Here is a 19,262-nt window from a genome sequence, read left to right as displayed (position 1 = left end):
GACTAGGGATATCTTTTACTTCCCGCACCCACCACACCAATTTTATGGCGATAGGAAAGTTCTGCACCAAACCACCCGGTAATACTGGTTAAAGTTCCCACAATTAATGATAGCAATAAACCCCAAGGTAGTAAATTTGATTCCGCATCACCCCAACGGATAATAAAATTCAAAGTTGTGAAAACCAAGATAGAAATATTCAGAATTAAATGCGCCCAACCAGCGGCACGTTTGCGGACTCTTTCTATTTGTAAAAAGTCACTCATGCCAATAACTGAAGCGATCATACCAGTAACTAAACCTAATCCAATTAACCACACAGAAGCCCTAGCCCAAAAATAATCTCGCGTTAACCAATAACCAAAATCACTACCTAAAGCTGCGGCTAAAAAAGCGATAGGGAAAATTATACTCAAAGGATGTAAAGGATGTCCAGCTATGGATACGGTGCTGGGTACACCACTATCTAAATATTCTCGATCATCGCTTTCAATAATTGGTGGTACATTGGGAAATGGTGTAGAATTTTGTTCTGTAGTTGTCATGATTTCATATCCTTTTATTCAGCAGTAGGAATTTTATTAACATCAGCTTCCGCTTGTAAGGTTAATTTGCCTTTTCTCCCAAGCCTGGATTTTCTGACATAATCACTTAATTTATTCATTAACTATCTTTGAGCAAATCTATAAAATTGACAATGAAAATTTATCTATCTGCGGATATAACAGAAAATAAAAAGTTATATAACTTTTAGTAGAAGTAAACATCATTAACAGATATTTGTGGCGATTATTTCTGTTTCAATAGCAACATTCAAAGGGTTTATAATAGCAATTAGTCTCTGGCTCAAATAAAGTTTTAATCCTGGGAGCATCCCAAAAGTGTAAATTTATTTTTATCTAACGAAATAAAATGCTTCAAGGTTTGATATGATTGAACCGCAAAGGGCGCAAAGGACACAAAGGTAAGAAAGTTTTAGAGAGTTTTTGGTGTGGTTGCGTTGATTTTTGCAAAATTGGGATGCTTCCTGACTCCTGACTCCTGCTATATATCCAGTTTTTCTATCCAGAGTTAATAATGTAATCGCTCAAAAGAAAGATGGAAAATGTCTAGTGATTATGCGAACCTGGGATTGGTAATAAATACGATTACTTGCGATTACTTTAGCTAGGAGAACTCAACATGGTAGCCACTTTAGATGATACCAAACGAAATGCTATTGCAGTAAAATTGGCAGATATGAAGTTACTGCAACAGTTAATTATTGATAATGAAGAAAGATTTTTAAGAGAATGTAGTGATGGTGAAATTGCTAATAATCTCCGCAAAATGCTAGATGATGACCGCAAAAATCAAGGCATTCTTGATACTGTGGTAGTTCAATATGGCATTCAAAAAAATGCAGAATCTACAGTACAAGAAATGGTGGCAAAAGTTCGCAAATTAATGCAGGGTAATGAATTAAGTTTCTTTGAAAAAGTATTTCAACATGAGTTATTGAAGCATCAACAAGTCATGAATGGAATTACAATTCATAAAGCTGCCCAGAAAGTTGGTGCTGATGTGATGGCAGCAATTGGAACTTTAAATACTATCAATTTTGAAAACCGCGCACATCAAGAACAACTGAAAGGAAGTTTAGAAATTTTAGGAGTGCGGGAACTAACAGGACAAGATGCAGATCAAGGAATTTGGGCAAGAGTTCAAGATGCGATCGCCGCTATTAGTGGTGCTGTGGGTAGTGCTGTCACCCAAACTTCTGATAAGCAAGATATGAATATCCAAGATGTTCTGCGTATGGATCACAATAAGGTAAATATCTTGTTTACAGAATTAATGCAAAGCAATGATCCACAAAAAATTCAAGAATATTTTGGACAAATTTATAAAGATTTGAGCGCCCATGCAGGTGCGGAAGAAGAAGTAGTTTATCCGCGAGTTCGTCCTTTTTATGGTGAAGCTAACACCCAAGAATTATATGATGAACAAGCTCGCTGGGGTCCTTGGTTTGAAGAATTAAGAGGTATTAGCCCTGCTACACCACAATTTAAAGACAGACTCAGACAAATTTGGGATCAAATTGGCGATCATATTCGTCAAGAAGAAAGCACAATGTTTGCCGCTATTCGTAATAACATGAGCAGCAGAGAAAGTGAGGAATTAGCTACACAATTCAAAGCTGCTAAAACTAGAATTCAAGAAAGAATGGGCAGAGAAACTAGAACAGGAGCCGCTGTCTAGAGTTGCTTACTGCTTCATATTGTAAGGGTTTAGCATTGCTAAACCCCTACTCCTCAATTCTGTACTAATTCATCTCATTCCTAACATTCGATTCACTTGTGCAGACTGTAAAGGTTTGCGTTCTATATTCTGGAAAAATTCAACTTCCTTCAAAAAAGAATAGGCTGTTTTAAAATTACTTAAATTCAGTAAAACAATATCTTCATATACTGTATCTTCGGGAACTTTTATATCTACAAATAATTCTTGTAGGTTATTTTGCGCTATTGCCAGATTCAAAAATTTTAAAAATGATTGCCGTTTTTTAGAACGAACATTCAACAAGTACCAGTTATTACTAATAGGTTGAGACGATGAAGATTCTAAAGATTCTATTGGTGGCATAGTATAGATGAAGTTGATGTGAAAATTGAAAGCTCTGAGCTATCTTAGAACTTGAGTTAATGAATAGTAGCCAAAACCAGATTTTTTAACTTACTACTACTCCCTTCTTGCTAAAATCTCTAACAGATTACTCCTTTTCTTCCTTTGTGTACTTTGCGTACTTTGCGGTTAATTCATCAAAAAATTTGCGAACTACACCGGAACAAGAGTAATCAAAATAGTATAGCAGGAATTTTCTCTAACTTCACCTGTAGCAATAGATTTATTCATGAGATTTATTCATGACAAATATTCATAAAAAACTACTCCCCAGATGGGGAGATATGCAGTAGATTAACATCTAAAAAATAATCACTATCGCTGTAATTTATTTAGACTTCCAATATTTATAAGCTGCATAAGCTAATGTCACCACTCCAGTAATAATTGCAGATTCATCAACTTCAAATTGAGGATGATGTAAAGGATGATTGATGATTCTATCTTTATAGCCTACACCTAAACGAAACATCGAACCAGGGGCGTAATCTAAATAAACAGAAAAATCTTCCGCACCCAGGGAAGGTTCGGGTAAAACTTGCACGCGATCGCTACTCCAAGCTTCTTCTGCTGATGATTGCAATAATTGTGTCAAAGCATAATCATTTTGTACACTGGGTACACCTTGACGATAATTAACTTGATATTTTGCATCATAGGAATTACAAACATTAGCAACTATATTTTCGATCCAGTTTGGTAACTGAGCGCGAGTTTCAGGATGGAGCGATCGCACTGTACCCAATAACTGTACTTTATCCGCAATCACATTCGCTGCTCTACCACCATTAATCTTACCAATACTCAACACCACAGGACGCAAAGGATTTTGAGTACGGCTAATAGCTTGTTGTAATGCGGTAATTACCTGTGAAGCAATCCAAATCGCATCCACGGCTTCATGCGGACGCGCCCCATGTCCAGATTCACCCAAAATCATAATTTCTAAATCGTCTGCTGCTGCTGTCAATGCTCCGTAACGAATACCCACAGAACCAGCCGGAATAGAAGGGAAAACATGAACACCTAAAATAGCAGCAACATTATTCATTGCTCCATCTTCTACCATCCAGTTTGCACCTTGGGCAATTTCTTCTGCGGGTTGAAATAAAAACCTGATTTTACCACCCAACTCATCAGCTATTTGGGATAGTACCATTGCTGTACCTAAACCTACCGTAGTATGTACATCATGTCCACAAGCGTGCATCACTCCTTCTATTCGTGAAGCATATTCTAAGCCACTTCGCTCTTGTATGGGTAAAGCATCCATATCAGTACGAATTGCCAACACCCTATCATCCGGATGAGTGCTGTGTAATTCGCCGATCACACCAGTTTTACCCACCCCTTCTACCACGTGCAAACCACTGGAAGACAAAACACCAGCCACAAACGCAGCAGTTTGATATTCTTGGCCGCTGAGTTCTGGGTGTGAATGAATATGACGACGAATTTCTACTAAGCGGGGTGCAAGGTTGTTTGCTATCTTTTTAATCCGGGTTAGCATTGAATTGAATGTAATTTACAGCGTTGTTCTTATCATAAATAAGTGTCAACTAGGAAAATGCTTTCATCTGACAAGATATTTAAGAAGTTGTACAGAGTTAAGGGTATAAAGTCGAAAATTTTTGTATCAGCATATACAAAATTAGCAACTACTTCTCAAGGCTTAGGTAATTGTAAAAATAATATAAAATTTTGTTAAATCATCGTTCTAGGGGTAGGCAAAATGAAATATATTGGATATATTTGACTTAATTGCCTATACCGAAAGATTTATAGTCTACGCAATATGTGATCCCCCTAGTTCGGACAAAAAAGCCGCTAGGGGGATCTTGTTTTAACTGTTTTCAGTTAATATTTTTATTGTTTAACCACATTGAAATATATAAAACTGTATAGTTACAGCCGTTTTGCGCTATCAGCACTGCACTCCGCGCGATCGCTGTTTCAATAAACAAATTAAATCTGTGCTAACTTATGACTACCCGTAAATCTCCTGACCTGACCAATTATTTTTCAGGCGCAAAGCAATCCCAACAGTTATCAGAAGCTGAGGCAGAAATTCAACGCCTAAAAGCCGAAATCGAAGAACTCCGCTCTCAAGGGTCAAGTGAGTTAGAAGCACAGTTACAAACACTCAGAGCGCAACTTCAATCACAATCAGGTATCCAATATATTCCCTTAGACAAAATTCAAGCCAACCCAGAACAACCGAGACAGACATTTTTATCAGAAAGTATTGAGTCTATGTCTCGTTCCCTGGTGTCAGATGAACAACTAGAGCCAATCATTTTAATTCAACGGGAACACTTAGTTATATTTGATGGTGAACGACGTTGGCGTAGTGCTAAAAACTTGGGTTGGCAAAATCTGCAAGCTGTAATTATTCCTGAACCTGATGCTTTACACCGCAAAGCTTTAATTACTTCATTACACCGGGAAGACCTCAATCCTCTGGATAAAGCTGAAGCTATTGTCCGGGAGTTGGCAACTAATACTGGTTTAGAACCCCAGGATATTCCCCGCATTCTCTCAACAGTAGTGCGAAGGTTGAATGCACAAAAACGAATGAACTCTGTTGTTGAACTGCTGACTGTAACACCAGAGGAACAGCAACAAGGTTTAGCTACTTTGGACTTAGATGAGCGAGAAGTGGCAGTGTTGACGATACTTTTAGATTTACAACTTAATCCCGCTTCTATTGATGCCAATATTTTTCCCATGCTTTCTTTAGCTGAAGACTTGAAAGCTGCTATTCGGTCTTCTGGACTTAAAGCAGGGCTGTTTCATTCCCCAAAAGGTTCATAATGTCAAGATTCGATTTTGGCGATCGCTCTGAAATAAGGTTTAAAATGTTCACTTGAATTTGAAATTAAGGCTACAAAGCTCAAGGATTGCAGTTTGAAAGAGCGATTGTCTTACAAAACCTGAGCAATGTAATTGTGCTTTTGTATCCTATGCCCGTAGTGGCACGGGTAGGTACAACAAATGGAAAACAAATGTTACAAATGTCTAAATGGGAATTGACAGATGTTAGATTTTTTGGTACTTAAATATCATGCGTAAATTAAATATAAAAGGATAATTTAATGTCTCGTCATAATTTTGAAACAAATATACCTGAGTTAATTCGCAAGTTAGGCATAAACCTTTACAACGATCCAATGGTTGTAATCAGAGAACTGGTACAAAATGCTAATGATGCTTGTATTATTGCCGAAGGAGATGGGTTCTTATCAGAATGGAGAATTGATATTCAGATTGATTCAGATTGTCATGAGTTAATTGTGACTGACAATGGAATTGGTATGACTGAAGATGATCTCAAAAAATTTCTCAGTACAATTGCTTCAAGCAATAAAGCGGTAAAGAGAAAAGAACTTGATGAAAGAAATTTTAAAGCTGCACGTGGTATCGCTGGACAATTTGGAATTGGCTTTTTATCCACATTTATAATTGCCGAGAGAATTGAAATAAAAACTCGCCATCAAAATGAGAAAAGTCAAGGCACAATCTGGGTTTCAAGCGGCGATGGACATTATGAACTTGAGAAGAGTAAAAGTCAATTACCAAAAGGCACAACTATAAAAGTAATCATAAAGCAAGGTTATCAAGATAAAATAAACCCGATCAAAATCACAGAAGCTCTAAATAAGTATTGTCCGTATATACGTACTCCATATTATTTCAATAACTCGCATACTGCCATAAATAATGAACTTCCACCATGGAACAATCCTAATATTCAAGGAATAGGTGAATTATATTTACGCTCAACTTATCAAAAACGACCTTTAATAGAATTTTACATTAAGTATGAAGGAGATGTTGTAGTTGAGGAAGAAGCTAAGAAAGAAGTAGTTAACATCAGAATTTATGGCTACTTGGCCATTCCTGATAAGGAACTTTGGAATGAGTATCCTCATGTTTATACATCGGGTCTTTATGTTGGTGATTTTCGAGATGGGCTTCCTCTATGGGCTAAATTCTTAATAGGCGGAATTGAATGTCCCGACCTTGATCTCACTCTTGGGCGTGATAACGTCATGAGCAATACAACTTGGAAGGCTGTTAAACAAATTGTCGAAACTCAACTAAAAGATCAAATAATAAGCAATTTGTCTAACAATAGATCAAGGATACGACAAAAATGGAGAAATGTATTTGGTATTCATGGGGAAAAGATATTCCGTGCAGCCGGAGATGATTACAATAATACTAAAACACGGGATTTTTATAAGGCAGTTAAAGACATAGTTCTTTTTTCTGTCGGACAAGAAAAACTTTCCATCACAGAATGTATAAGTACGAATAAATGCTTACAAGAGCCGGGGCAGATACCAAAATTATTTTATCACTCAGTAGGTACCAGAAATCATGAAAGTTCTGGCATCCAAGAAACTATTCTTTTTGATGAAATGGGACTTCATTTTATAGATGCAAAAAATTTTTATGAAAGAGATTTTTTAGAGATATATAAAAAAGAGGAAAAATCTATATCCTTAATACCTGTGAACGAGGGGGTAGAATACATTTTAAATCGGTACAACCAAGACAATGAAACTATTAAAGCAAACGACAAGGAAATTATTAAAGAAATATTTCGTGTATTAAGTTTGTCGGCTCAATTGAGCAAATTTGAACCTGATTATCTCACTGGTGTTATCATAGTAGACTACCGATATGAATATACTAATTACAGGAATGATGATATAAGAAACATTATCGAATTAATCTCCCAATATTCTGAGACTTCTGATATCTCTCGTCCTTATACTCTATTTGTTAATGCAAATAATATTGTTGTACAAGAATTACTAAAATATGCACATAAACATGGTGTTGACCAATACATAAGATCATCCTTTCATCAAATTTATTTGATGTCAGAATTAGTATTTGGTGATACAAATACTCAAACTATAGCGCAAATGGTTCCCGGACTATCAAATCTTATGTTAACTTCTATTCAAGCTTATACAAAACAGGAGGAAAAGATTATAGACTTAAGCGAAAGGGTGAAACAAGAGCAAAACGAAAAAGAAAATCTTGTCACTAAGTTATCGAAGGAGTCATCACAGAAACCTATGAATAGTAATGAACCAAAAAGTGTATTTTTATCATATGGATATGATGAGGAAACAAAGAAAATAGTAAAACATTTCAAAAGAATGTTAGAAGAACGTGGTATTAAAATAATTGATGGTATGGTTGATCAAGTCGGTTCCTTATCTAAACAAATTATTTCTCGTATTCGTGAATGCTCGATGTTTGTTGGGGTACTTACACCTCGATCTGAAATAAAAGATCAAGAAACCTCATTAACGTCAATATGGGTTATTGAAGAAAAAGGTGTTGCTGCAGCTTTCGGACTGCCGGTTCTATTGATTGTAGACAAAAATGTTTCCAAGGAGTTTTTTAATAATATTGAAGGTGATGCGTTTAGGCTTGTAGTCAAAGATTCCTATGAGTGGACTGATAAATTTATGGACGCAACTAATATGATAGAAAAAGAGCTTAATAAGAATTCAGAAGAAAAATCTGGTAGTTTTTGATTTTTTTGTTGAACTGCATTTTTTAATGCTAAATTAATTACTGTACTTTTAGCATTGATTTATTATTTATGGAAAATAAAAATGAACTCAATTACTCGCCGAAAAGTATTCATTTCTTATCATCATGTAGACCAAGCAGAAGTGCAAGAATTTATTAATACGTTTGATCATGAGCGTAATGTATTTATACGGCGTGCTTTAGGCGTAGACATGGCTGACGATATCATTAACAGCACTGATACTGATTACGTCATGCGTCGTATTAGAGAAAATTATCTAAATGACTCGACTGTAACAATTTGTCTAATTGGTCAATGTACATGGGCGCGGCGTTATGTAGATTGGGAAATTCAGGCATCATTACGACACAATAAAAACACATTACCCAATGGTTTGTTAGGCATTATTCTTCCTTCTGCCAGTAAAAATTTCACCATTCCAGAGCGTTTAGCAAAAAATATACTTGGTGAAAATAATGATGAGGGTTATGCTTGTTGCTATCATTACCCCCAAAGAAAAGATTCTTTAGCAAACCTAATTGAAAAAGCTTATCAAGCACGTTTTACTAAAACTCATTTAATTAATAATCCACCAGTAAAGTTTCTCTATAATAGAACTTGTCCATAACAAAATAGTATGGTTAAACGAGATCCTGCTAAATTGAAAAAAGTATCTGTAACCATTCCATTTGGAATTGGTTCTGCTGAGTGGGAAGCAGACCCAGCAGAGCGAAAGGCAGCGTGGTCGCTTTACGTCGAACTCGTTACCCGTATTGCTGTTCAGCCTTTAGAAATAGATCAAGGACTTCTAAGAGAAGCCTTAACATCTCTATACAACTTATTTGGTACAACAAGACAAATTTTAAAGGAAGCCGGTCCAGATGTAGGTATATCTCATAACTCGGTTGGAGGTATTGCTATAACTGTATTGAATAAAGGTTTACGCCCTTTACTTGCAAAATGGCATCCCTTATTGCAAACCTGGGAATCTCAACGTCCTCCTCATCTAAGTCCAAAAGCACACGAACAGAATTGGAGTGAAGAGAAGAATTTAAGGAATGAATTAGAATCACTAAGAAAAGATTTAGAGCAATATGCTAATGCCTTAGCAGTTATTGCAGGTGTTCAGTAAATTCTGTTTTAAATTTTATATGTATAGTGATTCACTAAACTTGAGATAAAACTATTGCAGCTAGACACTACCTAAATGCTTGGTAGCCTAGTGGGAGAATCTGAAGGTAATGTCCGCCGCGCACTAAGTACAGCCGAAGCGATGGCTTCGATAAACTTAGCTAACACGCAAAAAGATTTTGGGAACAAATTTGTGTAGCTATCAATTTAAAGCTAACGCTTTTCTGGGAGTAAAAAAATTAACTTCCAAAACAATATGCTACAAGCAGTGCTTCCCAACTCAAATGAAACCTTCCTCCAAAATGCTGTTGTTGAAAAATACAACTTCTCCAAACTAAACAAAACACGCATCCGGTTCAAAATTCAGTTAAAGAAAACCACCAAAAGTAATGCTCCAAAATGGGCAGATGTTCTCAAATCTTCTCAAAATGAACAAGAATCAGACTTAGTAAAAGTCACAAGTTCAGAAGTTGGTTTAAAAGGCATCAAAGTTTTCAAAGCTCTAGATGAAGCAGCAAACAAACTTAGACAAGAAATTTCTTCAGTCCAAGAATGGATGAATTATGACAATGGTGATTGGATTTGTTCCATAGACCTAGCACCCATAGTTTGGAGTCAATTAATTGAAATTCGAGATCATATTGCTCCTACTTTACGAACCCAACTCAGAGAAGAATATGAGGAAGGTTTTGCAGATTACCAAGAACGGATTGATAAATTCCTCTCACTCAATGCTTGGCAGTTATCTGGAGAACAACAACAAGAAGTTAAGCAAAACTTAGTAAAAGCTTTTCCCTGTTTAGAGGAACTAGAAGACTACTTACAAGTAATAATTGGTCGTCCTGTGATTATTCCCGCTCTTAGAGGATGTTTGAAAAGTTTTTAATGTATAAATAAACCCCTCTCCAAACCTCTCCCCGCATCGGGGAGAGGCTTTGAAACCCCCATTCCCTTGTAGGGAAGGGGGGAAGGGGGGTTAGGTTTCTAGAGATTATCGGTTTCATCTAATACTTTTCAAACAACCTCTTAGTGAGCAATTGTCAGAATAACAAGCTGAATGTTTAGAACAAATCACCAGATTTATCGAACATAATGACAGAAATCTAGAACAAACACTCAGAGAATCAGCGATCGCCGGTCATTGGTGACAAGTTAAGGAAAAAGAGAAATTGTCAAGGGTAGTATTTGCTCCAGATCAAAAAGATGGGAAACTCAATCTAGACAAGTAATTGAGCCATTGAGTCCAGCCATGACCAACAACAAAAAAACCAACAGAGACCACGCCAAAAAGAAACAACGACCAATGGTCGAAGATGAAGTAATTGCAGAGTATTTAAAGATTTATTACCGAGTTTGAGAACAGCTTGGCATAGTAGAAATAAACGTCCATTACCAGAAAGTATTCAATTTACCCTATCAAAGTTTGAAAAGATTTGGATAGTAGATGGTTCTACATTAGAGGCGATATTTAGGAAATTACAAAGTTTAGAAGAAGCTCAAAAAGGACAATTAGCCGGAAAGATGAGTACAGTCATTGATTTAATGACCAGTTCAATCAATGGTATTCAATTACAAATTTGGGCAACGTGGTTATTTTATGCAGTTTTAGTAGATTTAGGTGATGCTGTAGCTGACGAAGTTTCTCTCCCTTTTGATGATATTTCATTAGAAATGATTTATGGTTCGACTTCGCTCACCAACCATCGCGGTCTTTATCATTTTACTATGGCTCATCAAAAAGGTAAGGACACAGATCCTGTTAAGTATTTTGCTGACCCTCAAAATCGAGATTTAGGTATTATCAAACAGAAGCGAAAACCAAACGTTAAGTTAATTGTTGCCCCTTTTCCTGAGCTTCAACGTGGGACTGACCAGTTTTTTTTCAGCAATTTTCTCAAAGCCTCTTGACACAAGAGCTTGTCCTAAGTTGACAATTTACTAGACAAACCTATATAAGTACATACAAAACTACAAGTATTTGAAGTATACATGGAATAAGTTGACTAAAAAATTAAGCAAAATGTGTCAGAATTAAATGATAAAGTATAGTGTTGAAAATGGCTATCGCCACGCAAGCTATCAGCAAATGCTTTTATCTATCAAAACAAAACTCAAGTTAAACAAAACCCAGGAAATATTAATGGCTAAACACGCTGGTATAGCAAGGTTTACCTATAATTGGGGTTTAGCTACTTGGCAGGATTTGTATAAAGATGGATTAAAGCCAAACAAATACATCCTCAAGAAATTCTTTAATAATCATGTAAAACCTGAATTGGCATGGATTAAAGAAAAGGGTATTTGCCAGAAAATCACTCAATACGCTTTTGATAGTTTAGGTGAAGCTTTTCAAAGATTCTTTAAAGGACAGTCAAAATATCCCAACTTCAAAAAGAAAGGGAAAAATGATAGTTTTACAATTGATAATGGTGGTAAACCAATTCCTGTAGGTGGTACATCAATAAAACTACCGACAATTGGATGGGTAAAAACTTATGAAGGATTACCTCACACCACCTGTAAAAGTATTATTATTTCCAGGACTGCTGATAGTTGGTATATAGCCTTTGGTAACAAAAAATGATTGCTGTAAAAGATAAGTTTCCTAAGTTAACACCCGAAGAATATTTTGTCTGGGAAGAAAAACAACTGCTTCGCCATGAGTATATTAATGGTGAAGTTTACGCTATGAGTGGGGGAACTCAAAATCATGGCCGAATTGCTAGTAATATTATTTTCATTGTTAAAGGTCATTTACGGGGTAGTGGTTGTCAGGTTGGTAATTCCGATTGTCGTGTAAATATTTCGGAAACGAAGGATTATGTTTATCCTGATGTGAGCGTTACTTGCGACGAGCGCGATCGCACTGCAATCCAAGCAATTCAATATCCCTGTCTAATTGTTGAGGTTTTATCTCCCAGTACAGCCAGTTATGACCGAGGGGATAAATTTAGATTGTATCGTCGCAATCCTAGTTTGCAAGATTATGTTTTGGTTGATGCTGAGAAAATAGCGATTGATTTATACCGCAAAAATGATCGCGGTAATTGGGAAATTTTTAACTATCAGCCGGGGGATAATATCGAGTTACAAAGTATTGATTTAAGTTTTCCCATTGAGTCGGTTTATGAGGATATTGTTTTTGAGCTTGTCCTAAGTTGACAATTTCATAGACAAAACTATACTTATATTGACAAAAATCAATATATTTTCCGGAAAAAATCAACTACTTGATATATAATAAGGTGATATCAAGTATTGAATTGAGACTATTGCCGACGCGAAAACCAAGCAATGATGGTGGTAGTCTTTTTCAGAAACTTAATTGGAACACAATCGCGTTGGGCTACAGCGTGAAGGTCTACAGAGGGATAACTGCTCCCATGCTCCCGTTGAAGTAGAAAGTAAAGTCTAGTTTTGTCTAGGTTTTATATAGCAGGAATTAGTTTGATAACAATTACAACCTACCTTCCGCACCCTAAACTGTCACACAACGAAAATTGGTCGTTTGGAGATTTGGTTTTAGCGAACTGCTTGCAGCAACGCTTCGCTATCGCCTACCAATATTTCTTGGTTTTGGTACAAAATACAACCTTAAATGGGGATAAAACCCACATTCCGCAGATCAAATTCACTTCTGAATAATTATCACGGAGGATTCAGGGTTGTACAAACTTTTCTCCAAAAATGTTCTCAATAAATGAGATAAATTCTTAATAGGCTCTTTGTAGTTCTTTTGAACTAATATCCTTAAAAACCTTACCAATAATGGCTTTTGGGGATAATTATTTTTTTACTCTACGCTTCTGCGGAATGTGGGATAAAAATCAGAAAAAACCGATTGTGACACCAGGGGGTGCGGAATGTAGGTTATAAACATTTTACCAATCACCAATCACCAATCACCAATCACCAATTATCAATTATCTCCATCCTAACCAACGCAAACAAGGAACAATCATGTAATAACTCAACCCTAAACAAAGACTAATTAAAACACCAATAAAACCAAAAAAAGCTATATGCTGTAATAACTCTACCCAATTTGGTGGATCGGAAAAATGGAACAATGAAATTTTTATCCCTAAATGAATTAAACCTGCAACAATATTAGCACTACCAAAGGCAGCTATAAAAGCATAAGCTAGGTAATGGGTACGCAGACCTAAACCCAAAGTTAGCAGAGAAATTGATACTAACATCCAAGCAATTAATCCTTCGGGACTATTCTCTGGTTTAATAAATTGCCAAGTTATCCACCCTGAACTATAGCCTATTAAACCCATCAGAGCTGATACTAAAAAACGTCGTTTTTGTCCAAAACTTCCAGATAAAGTAATTCCCCAAGCAGTACCTAAACCAGCAACAGCATAGATGATAATTTCTTTGGGATTTGTAGGTGTAAAATTGGGGATTAATTGGGGTAATTGACGTAATATAAATTCGGCAAAAAAAGCGCCTGATTTAGTTTGATAAGCCAACAAAAAACCACTAATAGTCCCCAAACTAGCACCAATAAAACTTAAAATTATCGCCCAAATTGTCGCTAAACAAGCTTTCAAAAAGTTGAAAATTGCTTGCACTGTAAATAAAGTTGTATTACCTACAGCTTGGGTAATTTCTGTGATAGTTTGGACGATAGTATTTTTAATTTGGGTAAAAAAGCCTAGTTGTGATTTTTGTGGTTTTGGAGATTTTGCAGAATTAATTGCTAATAAACGTTTTTGAATAATAGCTGCATGGGCTGGACGCGATCGCACATCCGCCTGTATCATTTCATCTAATAAATCTGCTAGTTGAATATTAACATTACACCACTTACGCCAGCTTAATTCCCCAGTAATTGGATCTTCCAACTCTTGTGGATATTTACCTGTAAGTAATTCAATCATTGTTCGTCCCAAAGCATAAAAATCAGCCGCAGGACCAACATTACCTCCTGTAATTTGTTCTGGTGGACTGTAACCAGAAGAAAATAAACGAGTAGAAGGAGAAGGCGATCGCAATATTCCCCCACTAAATTGTTTAGCCCCGCCAAAATCAATTAACACCAATTGTTCTGTTTTTAAAGGTGCGTTAGGTGCAGGAGTACGCAACATTAAATTAGAAGGTTTAATATCCCGATGAATAATTTTCCGGTTGTGTAATTCCTGTAAAATTTTTACAGCTTGGGAAAACAAATTTAACACCAAATCCTCTGGACATCCTTGAGGATAATTTTTACGCACTTCCTCCAAAGTATAACCATCAATCTTTTCCATCACCAGACAAGCTAACTGGTGTGGTTTAGGATGAGTCAAACTGATTTGAAAATACCCATCAGCATCAACTTGAGGCACACCAGAATTGCGGAAATTACTTAAAACTTCCGCTTCTAGTATAAATAAATCCAAAGCCTTGGGAGAATTTTCCACCAAGACTTTAAGTACCTTTTCAGTTTGATTTTTGATATCCCAAACCGTATAAATTTGGGCAAAACCGCCCGAACCTAAAGGTTGAAGTGGGTAATAACGGTCTACCAACTGTAACGGACTGCCACAGCTGTTACAAAATTTGTTGCCCCAAGGTTGGGGATAAGGACGTTGACAGTGAGGATTTATGCAGTGAACCGCACTCTGATTTATTTGGGACAAAACCACGAAAATACAAAGGCTGGATCGATTTTAACGCCTATGATAGCTTTGTTTACTCAAGCAGTTCAAAGTTTAACAATAGGCCAATAGCAGCAGTCATGTATTTTTACCACAATTTTATTTTTTTATTTTTTTTATTTTTCTCTTCCTTTCTTTGCGTCTTTGCGTCTTTGCGTGAGACATAAAATCAAGTTGCCACACTTGGGATAAAACCTACTAAGCTGGTATTATAACAGGTTAAAACTTTACCTTCTGCCTGGAGCGCAAAACCAGCGGTTTAAACTTGGTTTAAACTTTCTCACTGACTCACGTACATTGTAATTACATTATGTTTGATGCACTATCTGACCGTTTAGAAGCCGCCTGGAAAAAACTGCGGGGACAAGATAAAATCTCTCAATCCAACATTCAAGACGCATTGCGCGAAGTGCGTCGGGCTTTGTTGGAAGCAGATGTTAACCTCCAGGTAGTTAAAGATTTTATAGCTGAAGTCGAAACTAAAGCCCAGGGATCTGAGGTCATAGCTGGTGTACGTCCTGACCAACAGTTTATCAAAATTGTTTATGATGAACTGGTACAGGTGATGGGGGAAGAAAATGTTCCCCTGGTGGAAGTTAAGGATAAAACCACCGTTGTCTTGATGGCGGGTTTACAAGGTACTGGTAAAACCACCGCTACTGCTAAACTAGCTTTACATTTAAGAAAATTAGATCGTAGTTGTTTGTTAGTCGCCACAGACGTATATCGTCCCGCAGCTATTGATCAGTTAATTACACTGGGTAAGCAAATTAACGTACCCGTGTTTGAGATGGGCAGTGATGCTGACCCCGTAGAAATCGCCCGTCAAGGGGTAGAACGTGCCAGGGCAGAAGGTATTAACACAGTAATTGTTGATACTGCTGGACGCTTGCAAATTGACCAAGACATGATGGCGGAACTAGCCCGCATCAAGTCAACTATTGAACCAGACGAAACTCTGTTAGTCGTGGATGCGATGACGGGGCAAGAAGCAGCAAATTTGACCCGTACTTTCCATGAACAAATTGGTATAACTGGAGCTATTCTCACCAAAATGGACGGTGATAGCCGGGGTGGTGCGGCTTTGTCAGTGCGGCAAATTTCCGGTGCGCCGATTAAGTTTGTCGGTGTGGGTGAAAAAGTCGAGGCGCTGCAACCTTTTTATCCTGACCGCATGGCCTCCCGGATTTTGGGCATGGGTGATGTTCTTACCTTGGTGGAAAAAGCCCAGGAAGAAATCGACATCGCCGACGCTGAGAAAATGCAGGAGAAAATGCTGTCAGCGAAGTTTGATTTTACAGACTTCTTAAAACAGCTACGCCTAATGAAAAATATGGGTTCATTAGGTGGCATCATGAAGTTGATTCCCGGTATGGGCAAACTTTCAGATGACCAGTTGAAGCAAGGGGAAACCCAGCTAAAACGCTGTGAAGCCATGATTAATTCCATGACTAAGCAAGAAAGAAAAGATCCAGAACTATTAGCTAGTTCTCCCAGTCGTCGGCGACGCATTGCTTCTGGTTCAGGTTATAAAGAATCAGACGTGAGTAAGTTGGTAGCAGATTTCCAAAAAATGCGATCGCTCATGCAACAAATGGGACAAGGAAATTTCCCCGGAATGCCAGGAATGTTTGGCGGTGGTATGGGCAACTCCCTAGCCGCAGGAAACCGTCCCGCACCCGGTTGGCGTGGTTATCCCGGTGGCGCACCACCAGCGAAAAAGAAAAAGAAAGAGAAAAAGAAAAAAGGTTTTGGCACGCTTTAGGTGACAGGTGACAGAGAAGAAAGCAGGGGTGCAGGCGGCAGGGTGCAGGGGGAGAATATTCACTTTTGCCTTTTGCCTTCTGTTCCCTGTTCCCTGTTACCTGTTCCCTGACTCCTAACCGTGCTACAATTATCATTTCATTCACAAAATCACTACCTACCAACAGGACAACGATTTTTCAACATGATCAAACTGCGCTTGAAGCGATTTGGTAAAAAGCGGGAAGCAAGTTACCGCATTATTGCTATTAACGATCTGTCTCGTCGTGATGGTCGTCCCCTAGAAGAACTAGGATTTTACAACCCCAGAACTGATGAAGTGCGTCTGGATGTTCCCGGTATTGTTAAGCGTCTTCAACAAGGCGCTCAACCTACTGACACCGTTCGCCGCATCCTCGTAAAAGCTAATGTTTTTGAACAAGTCAGTGCAAACGCCGCATCATAAACTTGAGCCGAAGTTACCAGCAGCCAGTCCTAACTATGTGGGACTGGTGAAGTTTCTAGTACAACCATTTTTAGAGTCTCCAGAGTCTTTAAGTGTCGATTGTGAAATGTCTTACACCCTTAAACGGGCTTGGATTCGCATCGCTTTTGACCCTACAGACAAAGGAAAAGTCTTTGGTAGGGGGGGACGCAATATTCAGGCAATTCGCACGGTAATTGCCGCAGCAGCAGAATTGGCTGGCCAGTCAGTATACCTGGACATCTACGGCAGCAATACCCAAAATCGGGATGGTATGTCTTTTGATGAAGAACAGGAAGAAAGAATACCCCCACCAAGATCACGAGAAAGAAGTGGAGACATCCCCAGACCTATTGCTAAACCCCGCTTTCGGTCGGTCTAAACTGGTAATTTTGAGGTGACTCAGCCAGTCAGTAGTTCTGGTAAAGATGAAGATAGTCCGCAAAAAGATTGTTATAGCAGGAGTCAGGAGTCGTAGGAGCAACGCATTCGGGCAATCAATTATCAATTTTTATTGACAGCTATTTTCCTAATGCTTCGCCCGTAAAGGAGTCAGGAGTAAAACCCTATTGGGGTGACAGTTTCATGATTCATTGATGTCCTAACTGCTCTGTCTAAGACTATAAAACCAAGATTTTTGCAGTCTTTTGTTGCTAAGTCAATACGACTGAAAAAAACGCAATACCTAGATCCTCGACTTCTTCCAGAAGTTGGGGGTCTATCTTCTGAGAAATTCTGAGAATTTTTTGATAAATTTTGATAAAAACTATGGCAGGTGCAGTTACAATTGGGCTACCTAATATTCCCAGTGCGATCGCTCTGTCCGGATATGGGGAAGCAAATCTCAAGTTTCTGTCTCAACAAACAGGAGCTAGTTTAGTTTTGCGGGGTCAAGAACTGCTCATTTCTGGTCAAGAAAAGCAGGTTGATCTAGCTGTGAAAATAGTGCGATCGCTGGAAAATCTCTGGAGTAAAGGTAATAATATTGCTACTGCGGATATTTTAACAGCCCGTCAAGCAATAGAGGGCGATCGCCAAGGTGAATTACAAGACCTACAGCGGGATGTCCTCGCTAAAAGTCGTCGTGGTCAAGAAGTCCGCGCTAAAACTTTCCGTCAACGACAATATATTGAAGCTATTCGCAAACGCGACCTCACCTTTGGTATTGGTCCTGCGGGAACTGGTAAAACCTATCTCGCTGTTGTCGTCGCTGTCCAAGAACTTCTAGCTAATCAATTTGAAAAATTAATTTTAACTCGTCCTGCTGTGGAAGCTGGGGAAAAACTGGGATTTTTACCAGGAGATTTACAACAAAAAGTTAACCCCTATCTGCGTCCGCTTTATGATGCTATTAATGAATTTATTGATCCTGAAAAAGTCCCCAATTTAATGGAACGGGGGATAATAGAAGTTGCGCCTTTAGCTTATATGCGCGGGCGGACTTTAAATAATGCTTTTGTAATTGTTGATGAAGCTCAGAACACCACACCAGCACAAATGAAAATGGTGCTGACTCGTTTGGGTTTTGGTTCTCGCATGGTTATTACAGGTGACATCACGCAAACTGATTTACCTCTACATCAACAGTCAGGTTTAACCGTTGCTTTGCAAATTTTGCAGCACGTTGAAGGTATCGCTTTTTGTGAATTTACTCAAAAAGATGTTGTTCGTCATCCTTTAGTACAAAGGATCGTTTCTGCTTATGAACAGTATGAAAAATAGGTGATTGGTGATTGGTGATTGGTGAGAAAAATTTTAGATTTTAGATTTTAGATTTTAGATTGGAGTTGACAAAAACAATCAATCCAAAATCCAAAATCCAAAATCCAAAATCCAAAATTAATAACTCCTGACTCCTTCTGTATTTTTTGTGTGATGTGTGTTAGGATAGTTTTATTAGAACCCACATTCCGCACCCTCAACTGTCACAAGGTAAAAAAGCCATTAAAGTAGTACATAATAACTAAAGATAATTCAAAGATTAAGAGACTTAATGAGAAGAAATAGCATTAAGAGGGAGATGGTGTGA

Annotated in this window: 16 protein-coding genes and 2 pseudogenes; 14 read left to right on the top strand and 4 right to left on the bottom strand. The window is 37.8% G+C overall.

The features are described 5' to 3' along the window. Positions 1 to 2: 2 nt before the first annotated feature. Positions 3 to 545, bottom strand: a complete 543-nt coding sequence (locus tag IQ237_RS12370; protein WP_194055525.1) for a DUF2231 domain-containing protein — start codon at positions 543 to 545, stop codon at positions 3 to 5. Between the two features lie 637 nt (positions 546 to 1,182). Here IQ237_RS12370 and IQ237_RS12365 point away from each other — a divergent pair. Continuing rightward, positions 1,183 to 2,241, top strand: coding sequence for a hemerythrin domain-containing protein (locus IQ237_RS12365; RefSeq protein WP_194055523.1), 1,059 nt, complete (start codon positions 1,183 to 1,185; stop codon positions 2,239 to 2,241). Positions 2,242 to 2,310: 69 nt separating this feature from the next. Here IQ237_RS12365 and IQ237_RS12360 read toward each other — a convergent pair whose 3' ends face one another. Together IQ237_RS12360 and IQ237_RS12355 are read right to left on the bottom strand one after the other, a co-directional pair. Continuing rightward, positions 2,311 to 2,625 carry a chromosome segregation ATPase gene (locus tag IQ237_RS12360; RefSeq protein ID WP_187038976.1) on the bottom strand — a complete coding sequence of 105 codons (315 nt, stop codon included), beginning with the start codon at positions 2,623 to 2,625 and terminating at the stop codon, positions 2,311 to 2,313. Positions 2,626 to 2,992: 367 nt separating this feature from the next. Continuing rightward, on the bottom strand, positions 2,993 to 4,174 hold the full coding sequence (locus tag IQ237_RS12355) for a M20 family metallopeptidase (RefSeq protein ID WP_194055515.1): 1,182 nt from the start codon (positions 4,172 to 4,174) through the stop codon (positions 2,993 to 2,995). Positions 4,175 to 4,647: 473 nt separating this feature from the next. Between IQ237_RS12355 and IQ237_RS12350 the strand changes: the two genes are divergently transcribed. From IQ237_RS12350 to IQ237_RS12315, 9 genes and pseudogenes are all read left to right on the top strand, one after another. Further along, entirely contained in the window at positions 4,648 to 5,478 is an 831-nt protein-coding gene (locus tag IQ237_RS12350; protein WP_228020141.1) for a ParB/RepB/Spo0J family partition protein, read from the top strand. 281 nt (positions 5,479 to 5,759) lie between these two features. After that, complete coding sequence (locus IQ237_RS12345) at positions 5,760 to 8,225, top strand: ATP-binding protein (protein WP_194055513.1); 2,466 nt, start codon at positions 5,760 to 5,762, stop codon at positions 8,223 to 8,225. A gap of 81 nt (positions 8,226 to 8,306) precedes the next feature. Further along, complete coding sequence (locus tag IQ237_RS12340; protein WP_194055511.1) at positions 8,307 to 8,852, top strand: TIR domain-containing protein; 546 nt, start codon at positions 8,307 to 8,309, stop codon at positions 8,850 to 8,852. Positions 8,853 to 8,861: 9 nt separating this feature from the next. After that, positions 8,862 to 9,356, top strand: a complete 495-nt coding sequence (locus IQ237_RS12335) for a hypothetical protein (protein WP_194055509.1) — start codon at positions 8,862 to 8,864, stop codon at positions 9,354 to 9,356. A gap of 75 nt (positions 9,357 to 9,431) precedes the next feature. Then, positions 9,432 to 9,554 (top strand): hypothetical protein, encoded by a 123-nt coding sequence (locus IQ237_RS26695; RefSeq protein WP_255512656.1) that lies wholly within the window; start codon positions 9,432 to 9,434, stop codon positions 9,552 to 9,554. A gap of 57 nt (positions 9,555 to 9,611) precedes the next feature. Further along, a pseudogene (locus IQ237_RS12330) lies at positions 9,612 to 10,217 on the top strand (hypothetical protein); the annotation flags it as partial. A 464-nt stretch (positions 10,218 to 10,681) separates the two neighbouring features. Next, positions 10,682 to 11,263: pseudogene (locus IQ237_RS12325) on the top strand (hypothetical protein); the annotation flags it as partial. A 127-nt stretch (positions 11,264 to 11,390) separates the two neighbouring features. Next, the gene (locus IQ237_RS12320) at positions 11,391 to 11,939 is read left to right on the top strand and encodes a helix-turn-helix domain-containing protein (protein ID WP_228020138.1); all 549 of its coding nucleotides are present in this window, start codon (positions 11,391 to 11,393) and stop codon (positions 11,937 to 11,939) included. Beyond that, positions 11,936 to 12,517: a Uma2 family endonuclease gene (locus tag IQ237_RS12315; protein WP_194055507.1), complete on the top strand. Its 582-nt coding sequence runs from the start codon at positions 11,936 to 11,938 to the stop codon at positions 12,515 to 12,517. Before IQ237_RS12320 ends, IQ237_RS12315 begins: the two co-directional genes overlap by 4 nt. 761 nt (positions 12,518 to 13,278) lie before the next feature. On the opposite strand, the gene IQ237_RS12310 is transcribed toward IQ237_RS12315, so the two are convergent. Then, a complete protein-coding gene (locus IQ237_RS12310; RefSeq protein ID WP_194055505.1) occupies positions 13,279 to 14,994 on the bottom strand; it encodes a protein kinase in 1,716 nt (571 codons plus the stop codon). 322 nt (positions 14,995 to 15,316) lie between these two features. Between IQ237_RS12310 and ffh the strand changes: the two genes are divergently transcribed. The 4 genes from ffh to IQ237_RS12290 all read left to right on the top strand — a co-directional run bounded on the left by ffh (position 15,317) and on the right by IQ237_RS12290 (position 18,955). Beyond that, complete coding sequence (gene ffh, locus IQ237_RS12305) at positions 15,317 to 16,771, top strand: signal recognition particle protein (RefSeq protein ID WP_194055503.1); 1,455 nt, start codon at positions 15,317 to 15,319, stop codon at positions 16,769 to 16,771. A 183-nt stretch (positions 16,772 to 16,954) separates the two neighbouring features. Beyond that, positions 16,955 to 17,215, top strand: coding sequence for a 30S ribosomal protein S16 (gene rpsP / locus IQ237_RS12300; protein WP_096566147.1), 261 nt, complete (start codon positions 16,955 to 16,957; stop codon positions 17,213 to 17,215). Continuing rightward, a complete protein-coding gene (locus IQ237_RS12295; RefSeq protein ID WP_194055501.1) occupies positions 17,178 to 17,615 on the top strand; it encodes a KH domain-containing protein in 438 nt (145 codons plus the stop codon). Before rpsP ends, IQ237_RS12295 begins: the two co-directional genes overlap by 38 nt. Positions 17,616 to 18,001: 386 nt before the next feature. After that, positions 18,002 to 18,955: a PhoH family protein gene (locus tag IQ237_RS12290; RefSeq protein WP_194055500.1), complete on the top strand. Its 954-nt coding sequence runs from the start codon at positions 18,002 to 18,004 to the stop codon at positions 18,953 to 18,955. Positions 18,956 to 19,262 lie beyond the last annotated feature (307 nt).

Source organism: Sphaerospermopsis sp. LEGE 08334 (genome assembly GCF_015207205.1).
Classification (GTDB): Bacteria; Cyanobacteriota; Cyanobacteriia; order Cyanobacteriales; family Nostocaceae; genus Sphaerospermopsis.
The sequence above is the reverse complement of the archived record's forward strand: the minus strand, read 5'-3'. Positions and strand labels throughout refer to the sequence as shown.

Coding starts and splice junctions, on each gene's coding strand:
- IQ237_RS12370 (WP_194055525.1), bottom strand. CDS start 545: ATGACAACTACAGAACAAAATTCTACACCATTTCCCAATGTACCACCA.
- IQ237_RS12365 (WP_194055523.1), top strand. CDS start 1,183: ATGGTAGCCACTTTAGATGATACCAAACGAAATGCTATTGCAGTAAAA.
- IQ237_RS12360 (WP_187038976.1), bottom strand. CDS start 2,625: ATGCCACCAATAGAATCTTTAGAATCTTCATCGTCTCAACCTATTAGT.
- IQ237_RS12355 (WP_194055515.1), bottom strand. CDS start 4,174: ATGCTAACCCGGATTAAAAAGATAGCAAACAACCTTGCACCCCGCTTA.
- IQ237_RS12350 (WP_228020141.1), top strand. CDS start 4,648: ATGACTACCCGTAAATCTCCTGACCTGACCAATTATTTTTCAGGCGCA.
- IQ237_RS12345 (WP_194055513.1), top strand. CDS start 5,760: ATGTCTCGTCATAATTTTGAAACAAATATACCTGAGTTAATTCGCAAG.
- IQ237_RS12340 (WP_194055511.1), top strand. CDS start 8,307: ATGAACTCAATTACTCGCCGAAAAGTATTCATTTCTTATCATCATGTA.
- IQ237_RS12335 (WP_194055509.1), top strand. CDS start 8,862: ATGGTTAAACGAGATCCTGCTAAATTGAAAAAAGTATCTGTAACCATT.
- IQ237_RS26695 (WP_255512656.1), top strand. CDS start 9,432: ATGCTTGGTAGCCTAGTGGGAGAATCTGAAGGTAATGTCCGCCGCGCA.
- IQ237_RS12320 (WP_228020138.1), top strand. CDS start 11,391: ATGATAAAGTATAGTGTTGAAAATGGCTATCGCCACGCAAGCTATCAG.
- IQ237_RS12315 (WP_194055507.1), top strand. CDS start 11,936: ATGATTGCTGTAAAAGATAAGTTTCCTAAGTTAACACCCGAAGAATAT.
- ffh (WP_194055503.1), top strand. CDS start 15,317: ATGTTTGATGCACTATCTGACCGTTTAGAAGCCGCCTGGAAAAAACTG.
- rpsP (WP_096566147.1), top strand. CDS start 16,955: ATGATCAAACTGCGCTTGAAGCGATTTGGTAAAAAGCGGGAAGCAAGT.
- IQ237_RS12295 (WP_194055501.1), top strand. CDS start 17,178: ATGTTTTTGAACAAGTCAGTGCAAACGCCGCATCATAAACTTGAGCCG.
- IQ237_RS12290 (WP_194055500.1), top strand. CDS start 18,002: ATGGCAGGTGCAGTTACAATTGGGCTACCTAATATTCCCAGTGCGATC.